The following is a 16,670-nucleotide window of genomic DNA, read 5'->3' as shown; positions in this document are numbered from 1 at the left end:
TAACGATTAAAGTGACGCACCCCGCGCCTATACCTTTGACGCCCTTAAGTTTAAGGTGCGCGCAACTGGCCGATTGCGTCACGGCGTGGCTGCGGCTAAACGGCATACAACTGCATACCAGACGGAGTGACCGATGTCTCAAACCCGCACAGAATCCGACAGCTTTGGCCCGCTCGAGGTTCCTGCCGACAAGTATTGGGGCGCCCAAACGCAGCGCTCGATCATGAATTTTCCCATCGGCTGGGAAAAACAGCCGGTCGCCATCGTGCGCGCGCTGGGCGTGATCAAGAAAGCCTGCGCCATGGAAAACAAGGCAACGGGCAAGCTGGACGCAAAGATAGCAGATGCGATCATCCAGGCCGCAGGCGAGGTGATCGAGGGCAAGTTCGACGACAACTTTCCGTTGGTCGTGTGGCAGACGGGTTCCGGCACCCAGTCGAACATGAATGCGAACGAGGTCATCGCCAACCGAGCCATCGAGATTCTGGGCGGCAAGATCGGATCCAAAGACCCGGTACACCCGAATGACCACTGCAACATGGGGCAATCGTCGAACGATACTTTCCCAACCGCCATGCATATCGCAACAGCGATGAGCGTACGCGACGTGCTGCTTCCCGGCCTTGAAAAACTGGCGTCCGGTCTCGAGCAGAAGGCCGAGGAGTTCAAGGACATCATCAAGATCGGCCGAACCCATACGCAGGACGCGACACCGCTGACCTTGGGTCAGGAGTTCAGTGGCTATGCCCACCAGATTCGTCAGGGGATCGCACGCGTGCATGCGGCGATGCCGGGGATTTACGAACTGGCCCAGGGCGGAACGGCCGTTGGCACCGGCCTGAACACCCAGCACGGCTGGGACAAAGCCGTCGCAGGCCATATGGCCCAGATCACCGACCTGCCCTTCGTGACGGCGCCGAACAAGTTCGAGGCGCTGGCCGCCCATGATGCCATGGTCTTCCTTTCGGGCGCTTTGGCGACGATTGCCGGCAGCTGCTACAAGATCGCAAACGACATTCGTTTACTGGGCTCCGGGCCTCGTTCCGGCCTGGGTGAGCTGATTCTGCCGGAAAATGAGCCCGGCTCGTCGATCATGCCCGGCAAGGTAAACCCGACGCAGGCCGAAGCGCTGACGCAGGTCGCCGCGCATGTGATGGGCAACAACGCGGCGATGAATTTCGCCGGATCGCAAGGCCATTTCGAATTGAACGTCTACAATCCGATGATGTCCTACAACCTGCTGCAATCGATCCAGCTGTTGGGGGATGCCACCGACAGCTTTACCGAGCGGATGCTGTTGGGCATCAAAGCGAACGAACCGCGCATCGACAAGCTGATGAAGGAATCGCTGATGCTGGTCACGGCGCTTGCCCCTACCATCGGTTATGACAATGCGACCACCGTTGCGAAAACCGCCCACAAGAACGGTACCACGCTCAAGGAAGAAGCCATCGCGCTGGGCTTTGTGGACGAAGCGACCTTTGATGCCGTCGTCCGTCCCGAACAGATGATCGGCCCAAAAGACTGATGGGCAAGCCGGTCAATCTGAACCGGTATCGAAAGGAAAAAGCGCGGGCCGAAAGAAAGGCCCGCGCTGACCGGAACGCCGTCGCGTTTGGGCGAACAAAAGCTGAAAAAGAAGTCGTGAAGCTTCAACAGAAAAAACAAAAGCGCGACCTCGACGATCATGAGCTGGACGAATGAGCGGCCGTCCCGTCAAACGCTCTCTGACCCTGAAAGGACACCGAACCTCGGTATCACTCGAGGATGAATTCTGGCGTGCTTTTCGCGAGATCGCTCAGGAACAAGGTAAGCCAATCAATGTCTTGGCGGCCGAAATAGATGTGGCCCGCGACCCGGAAACGGGTCTTGCATCGGCCATACGCGTCTTTGTGCTGAACTGGTTCCGCAACCCTGATTGAGACTTGTCACGCCCTCGCCTCGACGTGTAACGTGATTCGGAACAAAAGGGGTACAACCATGAGCGACACCATTACCGGGCCGGATGGGCAGCAAAGATGCGCATGGTGTCAGGCCGCGCCCGAATTCTTTGAATATCACGACAATGAATGGGGCTACCCTGTGGGCGACGACCAACGGTTGTTTGAAAAACTGTGCCTCGAAAGCTTTCAGTCAGGCCTTAGCTGGCGAACGATCCTGAACAAGCGCGAAAACTTCAGGAAAGCCTTTTGCGGGTTTGATTTCAACAGGATGGCGGCGTTTTCCGATGCAGATGTGGAACGGCTGCTACAGGATTCCGGGATCATCCGTCATCGCGGCAAGATTGAAGCGGTGATCAACAATGCGCGTTGCGCGCAGGATCTTGTGGCGGCCGAAGGATCTCTGGCGGCCTATGTCTGGCGTTACGAGGCTGAGACGCCTCCGCCTCCGCAAACGGCGTCCACATCGCCCGAGTCCGTGGCCATGTCGAAAGATCTCAAGAAACGGGGATGGAAGTTTGTGGGCCCTACAACCGTGTTTGCGTTCATGCAGGCCATGGGGCTGGTCAATGATCATGCCGAGACCTGCATCGGCAGAAAAAAAGCGGCACATTTGCGCCGCTCTTTCGTCAAACCTGTCTGACGGATCAGACCGAGGCTTTGTAAATCTTGTCGATGTTGGCACCCAGCGCCGCGTTGAATTCGGCATCTGACTGCTGCTTCAACAGACCTTCGGTCAAGGCCCGCGAGAAGGATGCAATCATCTTGCCATTCCGGCCCAGCAGATCACAGGCTTCTTCCGTCGAATAACCGCCCGACAGGGCCACAACGCGCAAGACCCGCGGGTGGTCGGCCAGCGCGTCATACAGGTTTGCCTGTGTCGGGATCGTCAGCTTCAGCATCACGTCCTGCCCCTCGGCCAGTTGATCGAGGTTCTTGAGGATTTCAGCCTTCAGGATGTCTTCCGCCTCGGCCTTGGTTGCCGAATGGATGTTCACTTCAGGTTCCACGATCGGAACCATACCGGCATCGGTGACTTCGCGGGCGACGTCGAACTGTTGGGCAACCACCGCCGCGATGCCATCGGCATTCGCTTCGTGAATGACCGAGCGTTCCTTGGTGCCGAACACACCATCGGCCTTGGCCAGGGTCTCGGCCAGACCGGGGATCGGTTTCATCATCTGAACGCCATTTGCCTGTTCTTCCAAGCCTTTGTCGATCTTCAGGAAAGGAACGATACCTTTGACCGACCAAAGGTAATCGGCAACCTTGCGGCCTTCGATCTCTTCGCCCAGGGTACGTTCGAACAGGATTGCGCCAATCACTTTGTCCTTTGTGAAATCGTCGGCCAGAATGATGCGGGCACGCATCTTCTGGATTTCACCGAACATCTCTTCCTCCGAGCTGTAGTCGGATGCCTCGACGCCATACAACGCAAGCGCTTTCGGGGTTGATCCGCCGCTTTGATCCAGTGCCGCGATAAAGCCCGTGCCGTTGATCATCTGCGCGCGCTGTTCTGCTTTGGACATATTGTTTTCCCGTTCAATGATGATTCCGATGTTCTTCCCCGCATACAACAGGGCGTGAACCGATGGTAGGTTGTTAGCGCTCAAACAGGCGTAACCATATGCCATCTTTGGATCGAACCGTCAGGTGAGCGACCGGAAGAGGTGTTTTTCCCGGGATTGTTTCGAACCGGTAGCGGCGCAAGAGCATCGACAGGATCAGCGGCCCTTCGACCATTGCAAACCCGGCCCCGGTGCACACTCGGGGGCCTGCCGAGAACGGGATGTAAGCGTCGCGCTGGCACCGCTTGCCGTTTTCCGTGCCCCAACGGTCTGGATCAAAACCGTCCGGATCGTCCCACAAACGCGCCTGACGGTGCAAATGCCACGGGCTGATCACGATCTGCGCGCCAACCGGCACATCCCGGTTACGGAACCGTTCGGGGCACGTGGCCTCGCGAACCATCATGGGCACCGGAGGATAAAGACGCAGTGCTTCGCGAAACACATCCCGGCTGATCCGGAGTTTTGAAGCACAGGCAAATGAAGGATCATCCAGAACGGCGGCTTCATCTGCAACCTTCTGTTGCCATTGCGGGTAAAGGGCCATCAGGTACAGCGTCCAGGCCAAGGCCGACGCACTGGTTTCATGCCCGGCAAGAAAAAAGATCGCTACCTGATCAACCATTTCGTCGGGGTCGAAGAACTGTCCGGTTTCGGGATCAGCCGTCGTCATAATCTTGGTCGCAAGATCATCAGGTGCCGTTCCGTCCTTGATGGCCTTTGCGCGTGTTCTGGTCAGTTCGGCAATCAGCGCCCTGATATCCCGCGCGTTTTGTTTGGTCGCCCTGGAATGAAACCGGGGTAGCCACTTTGGCAAAGGAACAAAAGCCGCCAGATTCAGCAAAGGTTGCGCGCGTTGATAGGCCCGGAACTTTTCGAACACCTGGCTGGCGATAGCGTTTTCGATGGGAACGGAAAACAGGGTGCGAAATATCACGTCCGCCGCTGCATGGCTTGTCTGTTCTTCGAATTCGAGTTCCCCGCCGACACAAGGTCGCAGCCGTTCCACACACGACTCGGCAGCGGCCAGCATGGCAGGGAATGTATCCTTCAGACGGCCCCCTTCGAACGCGGGATCGATAATCCGCCGCTGTCGTTTCCAGGCCTCGCCATTGGTCAGAAACACCGAATTGCCAAGCAACGGGCGCAGGCCTTCGCTGATCCTGCCGGATTTGGGGAATTCGTCAGCCCGTTTCTTGAGGACCGTTTGAACCAAATCCGGTTGATTGATCAGGAACGACCGGAAGAACGGGGTTTTGAATTCTGCCATCCACGCGCGATACAGCCGGGCTGGCTGCGCCGACAGCAGGTCATGTCTGAACAGTTTCACATAGCGCAGCAACGAAACCTTCTCGGGGCGCGGGTCTGGCTTGGGCGGGGTCATGGTCATGGCTTTACCGAGGTGAACTTGGAGACAGGCGTCTCGATGCGGCTGCGCGAAGCCTCACGATCCGCAAACCTTTTCCCCAGCGTCAACGGGCCAGCCGTTATCCGGAAATAATCATAGCTTTCCGGCTTGTCGAAGGCGCAAAGATACTGAAAATGAAGCCGAAAAAATCGCCATCGCAAAGCTTTCCAGCGTTCCGGAGACAAGGTTTGCGAAAAAGCCGCCGACAGGACCAGCGGCCAGCGTTTATCAGCATCGGCCACCCCCGTGACCGCAACCGGATCGCAAAGCGCAAAGGCGCAGCCATCGCCGGGGGCCGAGACATCGATCCAGCTGAGCTCGGACCGTGTGGACAGGAAATGCAGATCGGACCGCAAATCATGTGCCTGGGGCAGAAACGAGACCATGGGAACCACCTGTCCCAGACTTAGAAACGACAGCACCGCGCCTTGCTCGTGCACTTTCGAATTTCGGATCAGTTCGGCCAGAACAGACACACCCAGATGCGCGCCCGAGCTGTGGCCAACGACCAGCACCTCATCCACATCGGAATTCAACGCGTCTTGGATCGCTTCACGAAACGAAGACAACCTTTCCCGTAGCTCGACCGGCATTTGCCCGCTCAGCTGTGCTGAATAGGCGTAATCATGCATCAGGTAATACGCAAACAGCCGGTTATCGACCTTGCGAAACCACAGCAGTAACGCGACGGCGATGGCCGCTCCGGGGAATATCCCCCACCAACCTGCCATGGCTATGCACGCCCATGCCAACGCAAGCGCGATCAGCAGCTGAGACACCAACATCGCCACTGGATACAACGCTGCGATCACCGGGCCCTTGCGCAATCGCATCAGACGCCACAACGTACCGGTTGATACGTAAATCCACCCCGTGCGGGCCAATTGCCAATAGGTCGCCGGGATCGAGGCCGACATGCTGTCGCGCACGATGTCGGACCACACCAGAACCTCGAATTCCGTTTCAACAGTCAGGCCATCTTGTTCCGAGGTCACACGCCAGCCGAAACGTCCCTCCGTTGTCTTTGGGGATATGGCGATCTCGTACCCCGAGATCCGGGCCTGCTTCTGCGATTCACTGCGATACAGCTCGCGATATCGCCGGGGCGGCATCGGATCATAGCCGGGGATATAGAACACCCGACGTCTGCGCACCTGCGGCTGATTTGTGTGACTGCTCATGCCCTTACCTTCTGATGCGCAGGTTAACGCAGGCTTGAAGCCAAGGTAAGAGGGTCAGTTGATCACCCGAAATTTGCCAGCGCCGGAAAAGTCTCCAGCAACCACCAGCTGAAACGGGTGAAAAGCCCGGTTATCAGCATGATGCCCACAAACAGCAACAGCCCGCCCATGACCTTTTCGATCGTGCCCATATACGGTTTGATCCGGTTCATCACGGTCATGGAGCGATTCAGGAACATGGCTGCCAACAGGAACGGAATACCCAAACCCGCAGCGTAAACCCCCAGCAGAAACGTGCCACGCGCGACAGACGCTTCGTTCGCCGCCAATGACAGGATCGCACCCAGTTGAGGACCAATGCACGGGGTCCAGCCGAATGCAAAAGCCAGGCCAAGGATGTAGGCGCCAAAGACCGACCCACCGGAATCACCGGTTTCAATCCGCGCTTCGCGATCCAGAAAAGGAATCCGGAAGACATTCAGAAAGTGAAGGCCAAAGACGATGACAACGGCACCGGACAACTTGGCGAACAGCACCTGATTTTGCAGCACAAACGCGCCAAAGGCCGATGCGGTAAAGCCAAGCAGCAGAAAAACGGTCGACAGGCCCATGACAAAGAACAGCGCCGACATGGTCGCCTTGCGCCGCGCGCGGGCCTCGTCCTGCATCTCGTGTATGGTAACGCCGCTCATATACGCCAGATAAGGCGGTACGATTGGCAATACGCAAGGCGACAGAAAGCTGATCAGGCCACCCAGCAACGCGACGAACATGGCGGGCAGCAGTCCCGCGTCTATGATTTCGATTCCGAACATGTTTCTGCACATATGTGATGAAGACCGATCCGTCACGGGGCCAAACAGTCACATCCTCGTGCTCGGAATCTGGACAATATTACAACTTCACCCTATCCCGAAAATCATGTCAGAGATTACAGATACCCTGGACGCTTTGGGCCTGTTGTGCCCCTTGCCCGTCCTGAAAGCCCGCAAACGACTGAAATCCATGCCGGAGGGTGCCGTTCTGCGGGTGCTGGCCGATGATCCTGCGGCCATCGTGGATGTTCCGCACTTTTGTGCCCAGGCTGGGCATACACTGCTTTCGCAGGACACTGACGGCGCACATCAGATCTATCTGATCCAAAAATCCAGCTGACCTTCGTTGCCGGTCAAAAAAGGCGGGCCGATCAGCCCGCCTTTTTCATTAACTTCCCAGCGACCACCAACCGCGGCGTTTGGGCTTGGCGGGCATAGGTTCAGGCTCTTCCGCTACGCTTTCAAGCACCGGCTCGGGCGTTGCTTCTGCTGGCCCGCCTTCGGCAGGATTTTCGGCTTCTGCAACGTCAGAGGCTTCTACTGCTTCCGCAGATGGCTTTTCCGCCTCATCCGCTTCTTCAACCGCTTGTGCCGCACCCACACCGTTTGCAGGTTGCTCTTCCGACAGCGGAGCGTCAGCCTGTGCTTCGGCTGGTTCAGCAGCCACCTCAATTTGCTCCTTCGCTACCTCGGCGCTTTCGCCCTTGATTCTCTCGCCGGTTTCCTCGGCTGCCGGCTCTTCCGATGCAGCGTCGGCCGTCGTGGCGGATGGCCCTTCAGGCTGTTCGGCGACTTCTTCGGCAACCGCGTCTTTCTTGCGACGGCGCGGGGCGCGTTTGCGCTTGGGTTTGGCCGGTTTTTCTTCCTCCGAAGCCTCAGCTTCAGCCGGTTCAGCATTTTCGACGTCAGGCGTATCGCTCTCTGCGTCTTCTTGTGCTAGCGCGTCACCCTCTTCCGCGGCCTGCTCCGGCGCATCGCCATTGCCCGAACCTTTCTTGCGACGACGACGACGGCGCTTGCGCTTGGGCTTTGCCTCTTCTTCGGTCTGAGCGATTTCCTCTTCGGTCTCTTCCGCGTCCGATGAATCGACAAGATCCATCAGCGACGCATCGACAGAAACAACAGGCGCCGTGGCCTCGGGAACAATCCGGCTGGCCGTCTTGAACTTCTCCATCGAGAAGTCCGGGCTGACTAAATGGATATCCCCTTCGATCCTCACTGAAAGCCCATAACGCGCCTCGATCTGCGCAATATGCTCTCGCTTCTGGTTCATCAGGAAGTTGGCGATGCTGACAGGGCAGCGCACCAGGACTTCGCGCGAACGGCGGCGGGTACCTTCTTCTTCGATCTGACGCAGGATCGACAAGGCCATGTTGTCGTCCGAGCGGATCAGACCGGTGCCGTGACAGGCCGGGCACGGCTGTGTCGTTGCCTCGATCATGCCGGGGCGCAGACGCTGACGGCTCATCTCCAGCAGACCAAAACCCGAAATACGACCAACCTGGATGCGGGCGCGGTCCGTTTTCAGTTTGTCTTTCAAACGCTTTTCGACAGCCGAGTTGTTCTTGCGCTCGTCCATGTCGATAAAGTCGATGACGATCAGACCGGCGAGATCGCGCAGGCGCAGCTGACGTGCAACCTCTTCAGCGGCCTCGAGGTTGGTCTTGAGTGCGGTTTCCTCGATCGAACCTTCCTTGGTGGCACGGCCCGAGTTCACGTCGATCGCCACCAGTGCTTCCGTCACGCCGATTACGATATAGCCACCGGATTTCAGCTGTACGGTAGGATTGAACATCCCGGCCAGATAACTTTCCACCTGATAGCGCGCGAACAGAGGCAGCGCATCTTCGTACCGTTTCACGTTCTTGGCGTGTGACGGCATGATCATCTTCATGAAGTCCTTGGCGATGCGGTACCCGCCCTCGCCTTCGACCAAGACTTCGTCGATATCACGGTTGTAAAGATCTCGGATCGACCGTTTGATCAGATCACCTTCTTCATAGATCTTTGCCGGCGCGATGGATTCCAGTGTCAGCGCCCGGATCTGCTCCCACAAACGCTGGAGGTACTCATAGTCGCGCTTGATCTCGGATTTGGTTCGCTTGGCTCCGGCGGTTCGAATGATCAAACCCGCCCCGGTCGGAACATCGATATCCGTTGCGATCTCTTTCAGCTTTTTCCTGTCCGCTGCGTTGGTAATCTTGCGGCTGATGCCACCACCACGTGCGGTATTGGGCATCAGAACACAATACCGTCCTGCCAGCGAAAGATAGGTGGTCAGCGCAGCACCCTTGTTTCCGCGCTCTTCCTTGACAACCTGCACCAGAAGGACCTGACGTACTTTGATGACTTCCTGAATTTTGTAGCGGCGCGGACGCGGTTTGCGCGGCGGACGAATGTCTTCACTGTCATCATCATCAGCAACCGATTCAATCGATGCGTCTTTTGATGCAGCGTCTGTGCTTTTGGTTTCGTCAACGTCCTCATCAGGGTCTTGTTCATCATCCGCAGCTTCAACAGGTTCTTCTGCTTGCTCCGGCTCGGATTGGGCTTCATCCCCTTCCGATTGAATGTCTTCAACGGCTTCCACTGGCTCTTCGGCCTGATCCTCCGCGTCGTCGTCCGACACCTCGACAGCCTGTTCAGTGGCTTCCTCGGCAACGTCGTCTAGTGCTGCCTCATCCGATGCGGTTTCGGTTGCTTCTTCAGTGGCCGGCGCGTCATCGTCAACCGGCTCCTCTACCGGAGTTTCAGCGACGACTTCCATCGGCGACGTTCCTTCCGGAACATCAACATTTGCTTCTTCACCCTCGTCCAGATCGATGGTTTCCATGCCGGTTGGTTCGGTCGAAACCTCCATCGTTTCAACCGGATCATCCGATTTCACGTCAGCAGCCTTCGCGCGAGACCGGGTCCGCCGCTTCTTGGATTTGGCCTCCTCAGCCTCATCCCGCGCCTTCATGGCCTCGGCATAGGCGCGCTCTTCCTCCATCAACGCCTCACGGTCGGCGACGGGGATCTGGTAATAATCCGGGTGAATTTCAGAGAATGCCAAGAAGCCATGCCGGTTCCCGCCATAATCCACAAAGGCCGCCTGAAGCGACGGCTCAACCCGCGTTACTTTTGCAAGATAGATGTTGCCGGCAAGCTGGCGTTTGTTTTCGGATTCAAAATCGAACTCCTCGACCTTGTTTCCGTCAACCACCACGACGCGGGTTTCCTCCGCGTGGGTGGCATCGATAAGCATTTTCTTAGCCATTTGTCCTTGGTGCACCGCGCCAAACGCGTTGTCCTGACCTGTCCAGGCGGACAGGCGCTTTTGGGGAGGTGTCTTGTCAGGGCGATATCAGACGGCGCGCGGCAGGGTCTGGCGCTGTGGCCCCCTGCCCGTTCTCTCAATCGTTGCGCGCGCGTCATCGCGGTTCTTCTCCGACAGGCGCGTCTGAACGCAGCCTGCCCATTTATTCCTTTCGCCCAGTGATCCCGGGCTCAGGTACTCCACTGCCCCTTGAGGGGCATAATCGGTCTGCTGAACCGCGAGGTCTTGACCCTCACCAACGGATCAGCAGCGAAACTCAAAGATTCGGGACTTGCAGGCGTCAAAATCGCCCGGCCCGTTCCGACACAATAAAAGCAACCCTGTGGAAAAGACAATGGGCAAACTTCATTCCGTGCCCAAACCAGCGTCGCCGCCCCCTTCTTCTGGCCAAAAATATCCCGGGGGAGGCGCCATAGGCGACGGGGGCAGAGCCCCTAAATCGCATCGCTTACAAATAGTCCGAACGCTGAAGGCCGTATTTGGCCATCTTCTCGTTCAGCGTCCGGCGAGGAAGGCAAAGCTCGTCCATGACTGAGGCGATAGAGCCTTTGTGCCTGCGCATCGTATTATCAATCAGCATTCGTTCGAACGCTTCGACATATTCCTTCAGCGGCTTGCCCTCGGTGGTCATCACCGGCTGCATCTCTTCGTGATCGGACATCAACAAAGACGCGATGGTGCCCGAACCACGGCGCGATTGCAGCACCGCCCGTTCGGCAATATTGATCAACTGGCGCACATTGCCGGGCCAAGGGGCCTGCAACAGTTGCGCAGCTTCCTGCGCGCTCACCTGGGGGGCATCACAACCGTATTCTTCGGCAAACTGCTCACTGAGACGGGTGAACAGGGTCAGGATATCCTCGCCCCGCTGCCGCAACGGCGGCATGGTGATGCGCAGCGCGGCCAGGCGATAGAACAGGTCCGGGCGCAGCACGTCTTCCGATGTCTTGCCCGCCTCCTGCAAGTTCGAAATGGCAACGATCCGCGTTTCCGCAGGTGTGCCCTGCTCGTTCATCACGCTCAGCAACTTGGCCTGCAACGTATCGCTCAACGCTTCCACATCTTCCAGCACCAGCGTTCCGCCGCGGGCTTCTTCGATGGCGGGCAATTGTGCATCCTCGGGCATCATGGGGCCAAAGAGACGCTTGGCCAGTGCATCCTCTTCAAGCGCGGCGCAGGACACCAATACAAACTTCTTGCCGGCACGGCTGCCAACGGCATGAAGCGCGTGAGCCACAAGCGTTTTCCCGGTACCGGTTTCACCGTCGATCAACACGTGGCCGTCAGCCTGGCCGAGATCCAGAATATCCTCACGCAGCCGCTCCATGACCGGGCTGGCGCCGATCAGCTTGTTCATGATCTGGGTGCCGCCGGACAGCTCGCGCCGCAAGGCGCGGTTGTCCAGAGTCAGACGGCGCGCATTACTGGCGCGTTTGGCCAGTTCGGACATCCGATCGGGGTTGAACGGTTTTTCAAGGAAGTCGAACGCGCCAACGCGCATCGCTTCAACCGCCATCGGCACGTCGCCGTGCCCGGTGATCATGATCACCGGCAAGGTACTGTCGGCCCCCATCAACTTTTTCAGAAGCTGAATGCCGTCCATTCCCGGCATCTTGATGTCCGAGATCACGATTCCCGGATAATCCGGCCCCAGAACCTTGAGCGCGTCCTCGGCGCTGGCAAAGGTTTCCGTGTCATACCCGGACAAAGCAAGCCATTGGCTGATCGATTGGCGCATGTCCTGTTCGTCATCCACAATGGCAATTTTCATGGCCTGTGCCATAGTCATTCCTCGTTATTCCGCGGCCTCAAGGCCGTCGCTTCCCAGTGCTGGCAACTGCATTTCAAACACCGCGCCACCGTATTGGCCGTTGCGCGCAGTCAGCCGTCCCCCATGGTCGTTCACGATCCCCGATGAGATGGCAAGCCCCAGGCCCACCCCGTCTCCGGGCTGTTTGGTGGTATAGAACGGCTCGAACAGGTTCTCGATATCCTCGATCCCATGCCCGTTGTCGCGTACCGTCAGTACAGCCGTGTCACCCGCCGCCAAGATGATTTCCACATCCGGCTCTGCCACTGATTTGGTGGCGTCCAGCGCATTGCGCAAGAGGTTGACCATCACCTGCTCGATCCGCATCCGATCCCCCATCACCACCACCGGTTCTTCCGGCAGGATCTGGGTGATCTTCACATGGCGCTGACGCAACTGCGGCTCCATCATCGACAAGGCCGAGGCCAGCGCTTCGCCAAGATTTACAGGTGAAAACGCATCCGCCCCCTTGCGAGCGTAAGATTTGAGCTGCCGCGTAATCGCCCCCATCCGCTCGATCAGACCATCGATGCGACCGAAACTTGCAAGCGCTTCTTCCGGCCGGTTTCGACGCAACAGCAGACGGGCGCCGGCCAGATAGGTTTTCATTGCAGCCAGAGGTTGATTCAGCTCGTGACTGACCGCCGCCGACATCTCACCCAGAGCTGCAAGTTTCGAGCTTTGGGCAAGGGTCTGTTCGGCCAAATCCAACGTCTTTTCAACCCTTTCACGTTCAGCGATTTCCCGCTGTAGCCTGGCGTTCAATGCGCGAAGCTCTGCCGACTCGCGCTGAAACAAGGTCATGCGCAGCGTCGCGCGTCGGCTCAGCGCGTAGAACGCCAGCGCCAGAAGAATCGCAAAGCCCATGATCTCGAGCGCCAGAACGCTGTTCACTTTCTCGCGGATCGAGGCATAGGTCGTGAAAGATGTCATTTGCCAGCCGCGGAACGGGATGCGCGTTTCCAGACGCATCACGGCCTCGCCTTGCAGGTAGGCGTCAGGTGGCAAAGCCGTCCAATCGGTCGTGGCGCGAATGGCCCGCTGGATCGCCCCTTGCGGCGGTTGACGCAGCAGGGCCGCCCCCTCATCCAGACCCCGCCAGCGCGGTTCGGTGGACAGAATGATGGTTCCGGTGCTGTCAGTGACCATCACCGCATCCGAAATACCGGCCCATGCCTGTTCAAACTTTTGCAGATCAACTTCGACAACGATCACGCCCAGTATTTCCGCGCTGTTTTCAAGCCGGCGCGAATAGACAAAGCTGTATCCGCCGGATTCCTTGGGAATAACGGAAAAGATCGTCGCATTTGACCGGATCGCGTCCACAAAATACGGAATATTCCTGTGCGCCTCGCCCAGCCTGTTCCGATCCGTCGCCGCAACCGTTCGCCCGTCACCATCCAACAGCATCAACGACGCCGCACCGATTTCCTCAACGAACGAAATCAAACGCTGCGTCGATAACGAATAGTCCCTGGATTGCAGCGCCGAAATCAGTGTCGGGTCCCGCGCCAGCAACTGGGGCACGATCGAGTTGCGGCGCAGTTCGCTCAGCAAATTGCCGGAATACAGTGCAAGGCGCAGCTCGGCCCGGTTGCGGGTGGATTCGGTGAACCTGTCGGTCAACAAACGGTTGGTGATCCAAACCGTTGCGATTGTTGCCACCATCAGAACAAGTACAGCCAGCCGCAACCGCCACCCCAACGGGGCGCCGCGAAACGGTTTCAGCAGCTTTGACCAGCCTGATCGCACGTCCGAGTTCATGATCAGACGTTACGCGTGGGCGCGCGTGACCTCAAGTCACGCCGCTTCAAACACACCTGACAATGCGCGGAACAGCGCCGCCCCGTCGGTGCCGCCATGCCCTTGATCGGCCGCACGCTCGGGATGCGGCATCATACCCAGAACACGACGGTTTTCGGAAAGGATCCCCGCGATATCACCGACCGAGCCGTTGGGGTTCTCGGTATAGGTGAATGCGATCCTGTCCTGATCTCTCAACGCCGCCAGCGTTGCGTCATCCGCGAAATAGTTGCCGTCGTGATGCGCAATCGGAATACCGATCACGTCGCCTGCGTTATAGCCACCGGTAAACACGCTGTCGCTGGTTTCGACTTTCAGGCCCACAGTCTTGCAGATGTATTTCAGCCCGGCATTGCGCAGCAGCGCCCCCGGCAGGATACCTGTTTCCGTCAGAACCTGAAATCCGTTGCAGATTCCGACCGCATAACCGCCGCGTTCGGTGTGGTTGACCACGGCCTTGCAGATCGGCGACTGCGCAGCGATTGCACCGCACCGCAGATAGTCACCGTAAGAAAACCCGCCCGGAACGCCCACGATATCGACACCGTCCGGCAGCGCCGCATCCTTGTGCCAGACCATGTCGACCTGAAAACCGGCCTGCTCAAAAGCGACCGCAAGGTCTCGGTCACAGTTCGATCCGGGGAAAACGATTACGGCTGCGCGCATGGCGGGCCCTCCTACGAGACAAAATCGGTGACGACCGCAACGCCCGGAGGGGTTGGATGGTCAAAGGCGGCAAGCTCGGCGCTCACCTGGTTGAGAGATATTTTTCGCGTGACCAACGGGCTCAGGTCAATTCCACCGCCCGCGATCAGCGACAACAAAGACGGATAGCGCCAGCTTGGCATTCCGCGTGTGCCAAAGACAGAAAGCTGGCCAGAGTAAAGCACATCCATCGGCAACGCCATCTGGGTGTGATCTCCGGCAGGCATCCCGATCTGCACCATGCGCCCCATTTTGCGCAGGGAACGCATAGCGGAAACGGTCGTAGCTTCGACGCCAAGCGCCTCGATCGCGACATGGGCACCGCCACCGGTGATATCCTTCACCGCCTGCGGCGCATCGCTGGTTGCCGCATTGACCACCGCATCTGCGCCCAGAGCCTTGGCATAGTTCAGTTTGTCATCCGTGATGTCGACAATTACCACACGTGCACCAAGCGCCTTGCCCAGCAGCAAAGTGGATATTCCGACACCGCCGCCGCCGAAGACGGCAATCCATTCACCGCCCTGAACCTGTGCCCGACCGACCAATGCCTGCCACGCTGTCGTCACGCGGCAACCCAACGCGGCCGCGATGTCCGGCGCGATGCTGTCCGGCAAGGATGTCAGGTTCGCGTCAGCATGGGCCACTGCGACATATTCCGCAAAAGCGCCGTCACAGGTGAACCCCGGCACAACCTGATCCGCGCAGATCGTCTGATGACCCTGCGCACAATCCGGACACCGGCCACAGGCCAGAATGAAAGGCGCAATCACCCGATCCCCGACACGCCACCGGGTGACGCGCGCGCCGACGGAAACCACCTCGCCGCAATACTCGTGCCCTGGCGTCATGGGCAGGATGACGTCCGGGTCCGAACCAGACCATGCGTGCCAGTCAGACCGGCACACGCCGCAGGCCAGCACCCGCACGACCACGCCGTCTTCCGCCGGTGCGGGATCCGGGATCGTCGTTACCTCAAGCGGCTGACGGTAGGTGATCAGACGCGCGGCCCGCATTCCATCAGACCAGTTCGATCTCGTAGCGTTCGATAACCGTGTTGGCCAAAAGCTTTTCGCACATCTCGGTCACATCTGCTTCGGTCGCGCCGTCGGCCAGTTCAAGGTCGATCACCTTGCCCTGACGCACACCTTCGACCTGATCAAAGCCCATTGCGCCCAATGCGTGCCGAACCGCTTCGCCCTGCGGGTCCAGCACCCCGTTCTTGAGCATCACATGAACCCGTGCTTTCATTTTGGCAACTCCACCTGCGGGCCGCAATCCGAGGCCCATTTCGTTGCGCGGGGGATAGCGCGCCAAATGGCTTTCGACAACCCTGTTTGCAAAGCAGTTTGCCGCAGCAATCCAACTATCCGCCTTCTTTGCCCAATCCCGGGTAATGCGCGTCAATTGCATGGAACGTGCCAGTCAGAACCATCTCGACCGCGACGGCGACCAGCAGGATGGCCATGATCCGGGTCAGGACGTTGATCATTGTCTCACCCAACAGGCGCGAGATCTGATCTGCGAACAACAATCCCAGCCCCACGATCGCGCAGGCAATCAGGATCGCCGAACCCAGCGTCACGATTTCGGCGCCGTTCGACAGTTGGTGCGAAAAAACGATCGTGATGGCAATCGTGCCCGGCCCTATGGTCAAAGGTATCGCCAGCGGTACGACCGCAAAATTCAGTTTCCGCTCGTGCCCGTCGTCCATCGCGGCCTGATCGCCCGGCGGCCGGTCCTCGGCCTTCAACATCGACATCCCGATTCCGAAAATGATGATCCCTCCGGCAATCCGGAAAGCCGGCACATCAATGCCAAAAACCCCAAGCACCTCTTCCCCGATCACGACAGCGGTCAGCGCAATGACGGTAACCGAGATCATGACAACAACCGCAACGTGCCGCCGCTCTGCCGCAGTGCAGTTCTTGGTCATGCTCAGGAAAATGGGGATGTTGTAAAGCGGATTGAAGATTGCAAGCACGGCGGCCAGAAACTTCAGAAATACTGTCTGATCAAACAGTTCCGCCATTTGACACCCATCCTGAACCTTTTGTGCCTGCCCGAGGCAAACATGCTGGGGAAACGAGAAACTGTCAATTTCAACCGCGAACGAAAAAG

The 16,670-nt window shown here is 58.3% G+C and carries 16 protein-coding genes; 5 read left to right on the top strand and 11 right to left on the bottom strand.

Translation table 11 applies throughout. The features are described from left to right. Positions 1–133: 133 nt before the first annotated feature. Genes fumC through ACR0E2_RS02630 form a run of 4 tightly spaced genes read left to right on the top strand, consistent with a single transcriptional unit; the run spans position 134 to position 2,583 of the window. A complete protein-coding gene (gene fumC / locus ACR0E2_RS02645) occupies positions 134–1,528 on the top strand; it encodes a class II fumarate hydratase (protein WP_480445060.1) in 1,395 nt (464 codons plus the stop codon). Beyond that, positions 1,528–1,704: a DUF4169 family protein gene (locus ACR0E2_RS02640; RefSeq protein WP_480445058.1), complete on the top strand. Its 177-nt coding sequence runs from the start codon at positions 1,528–1,530 to the stop codon at positions 1,702–1,704. The genes fumC and ACR0E2_RS02640 overlap by 1 nt, the downstream gene beginning before the upstream one ends. Next, a complete protein-coding gene (locus ACR0E2_RS02635) occupies positions 1,701–1,922 on the top strand; it encodes a ribbon-helix-helix domain-containing protein (protein WP_152457905.1) in 222 nt (73 codons plus the stop codon). Before ACR0E2_RS02640 ends, ACR0E2_RS02635 begins: the two co-directional genes overlap by 4 nt. A 58-nt stretch (positions 1,923–1,980) precedes the next feature. Beyond that, the gene (locus ACR0E2_RS02630) at positions 1,981–2,583 is read left to right on the top strand and encodes a DNA-3-methyladenine glycosylase I (RefSeq protein WP_480445057.1); all 603 of its coding nucleotides are present in this window, start codon (positions 1,981–1,983) and stop codon (positions 2,581–2,583) included. A gap of 4 nt (positions 2,584–2,587) precedes the next feature. Here ACR0E2_RS02630 and ACR0E2_RS02625 read toward each other — a convergent pair whose 3' ends face one another. The 4 genes from ACR0E2_RS02625 to ACR0E2_RS02610 form a co-directional block, all read right to left on the bottom strand. After that, complete coding sequence (locus ACR0E2_RS02625; protein WP_480445056.1) at positions 2,588–3,469, bottom strand: fructose bisphosphate aldolase; 882 nt, start codon at positions 3,467–3,469, stop codon at positions 2,588–2,590. 73 nt (positions 3,470–3,542) lie between these two features. Further along, on the bottom strand, positions 3,543–4,892 hold the full coding sequence (locus ACR0E2_RS02620) for a cytochrome P450 (protein WP_480446170.1): 1,350 nt from the start codon (positions 4,890–4,892) through the stop codon (positions 3,543–3,545). Positions 4,893–4,894: 2 nt separating this feature from the next. Next, positions 4,895–6,097 (bottom strand): hypothetical protein, encoded by a 1,203-nt coding sequence (locus ACR0E2_RS02615; protein WP_480445054.1) that lies wholly within the window; start codon positions 6,095–6,097, stop codon positions 4,895–4,897. Between the two features lie 62 nt (positions 6,098–6,159). Next, the gene (locus ACR0E2_RS02610) at positions 6,160–6,912 is read right to left on the bottom strand and encodes a cytochrome c biogenesis CcdA family protein (protein WP_210092321.1); all 753 of its coding nucleotides are present in this window, start codon (positions 6,910–6,912) and stop codon (positions 6,160–6,162) included. A 106-nt stretch (positions 6,913–7,018) separates the two neighbouring features. Here ACR0E2_RS02610 and ACR0E2_RS02605 point away from each other — a divergent pair, with 106 nt between their 5' ends. Further along, positions 7,019–7,252: a sulfurtransferase TusA family protein gene (locus ACR0E2_RS02605; RefSeq protein ID WP_480445053.1), complete on the top strand. Its 234-nt coding sequence runs from the start codon at positions 7,019–7,021 to the stop codon at positions 7,250–7,252. Positions 7,253–7,300: 48 nt separating this feature from the next. Here ACR0E2_RS02605 and ACR0E2_RS02600 read toward each other — a convergent pair whose 3' ends face one another. The 7 genes from ACR0E2_RS02600 to ACR0E2_RS02570 form a co-directional block, all read right to left on the bottom strand. Beyond that, positions 7,301–10,171, bottom strand: a complete 2,871-nt coding sequence (locus tag ACR0E2_RS02600; RefSeq protein ID WP_480445052.1) for an Rne/Rng family ribonuclease — start codon at positions 10,169–10,171, stop codon at positions 7,301–7,303. 508 nt (positions 10,172–10,679) lie between these two features. After that, on the bottom strand, positions 10,680–12,014 hold the full coding sequence (locus ACR0E2_RS02595; protein WP_050603452.1) for a sigma-54-dependent transcriptional regulator: 1,335 nt from the start codon (positions 12,012–12,014) through the stop codon (positions 10,680–10,682). A gap of 12 nt (positions 12,015–12,026) precedes the next feature. Further along, positions 12,027–13,709 carry a sensor histidine kinase gene (locus ACR0E2_RS02590; protein ID WP_371807735.1) on the bottom strand — a complete coding sequence of 561 codons (1,683 nt, stop codon included), beginning with the start codon at positions 13,707–13,709 and terminating at the stop codon, positions 12,027–12,029. Positions 13,710–13,841: 132 nt separating this feature from the next. Next, complete coding sequence (gene purQ, locus ACR0E2_RS02585; protein ID WP_171116059.1) at positions 13,842–14,510, bottom strand: phosphoribosylformylglycinamidine synthase subunit PurQ; 669 nt, start codon at positions 14,508–14,510, stop codon at positions 13,842–13,844. 11 nt (positions 14,511–14,521) lie between these two features. Continuing rightward, complete coding sequence (locus ACR0E2_RS02580; protein ID WP_480445050.1) at positions 14,522–15,565, bottom strand: zinc-dependent alcohol dehydrogenase family protein; 1,044 nt, start codon at positions 15,563–15,565, stop codon at positions 14,522–14,524. A 4-nt stretch (positions 15,566–15,569) separates the two neighbouring features. Beyond that, entirely contained in the window at positions 15,570–15,800 is a 231-nt protein-coding gene (gene purS, locus ACR0E2_RS02575; RefSeq protein ID WP_117872765.1) for a phosphoribosylformylglycinamidine synthase subunit PurS, read from the bottom strand. A 115-nt stretch (positions 15,801–15,915) separates the two neighbouring features. Continuing rightward, the gene (locus tag ACR0E2_RS02570) at positions 15,916–16,581 is read right to left on the bottom strand and encodes a MarC family protein (RefSeq protein ID WP_480445048.1); all 666 of its coding nucleotides are present in this window, start codon (positions 16,579–16,581) and stop codon (positions 15,916–15,918) included. Positions 16,582–16,670 lie beyond the last annotated feature (89 nt).

Source organism: Ruegeria sp. A4 (assembly GCF_056543025.1).
Note: the sequence above shows the minus strand (reverse complement) of the source record. Positions and strands in the feature narration are given on the sequence as shown.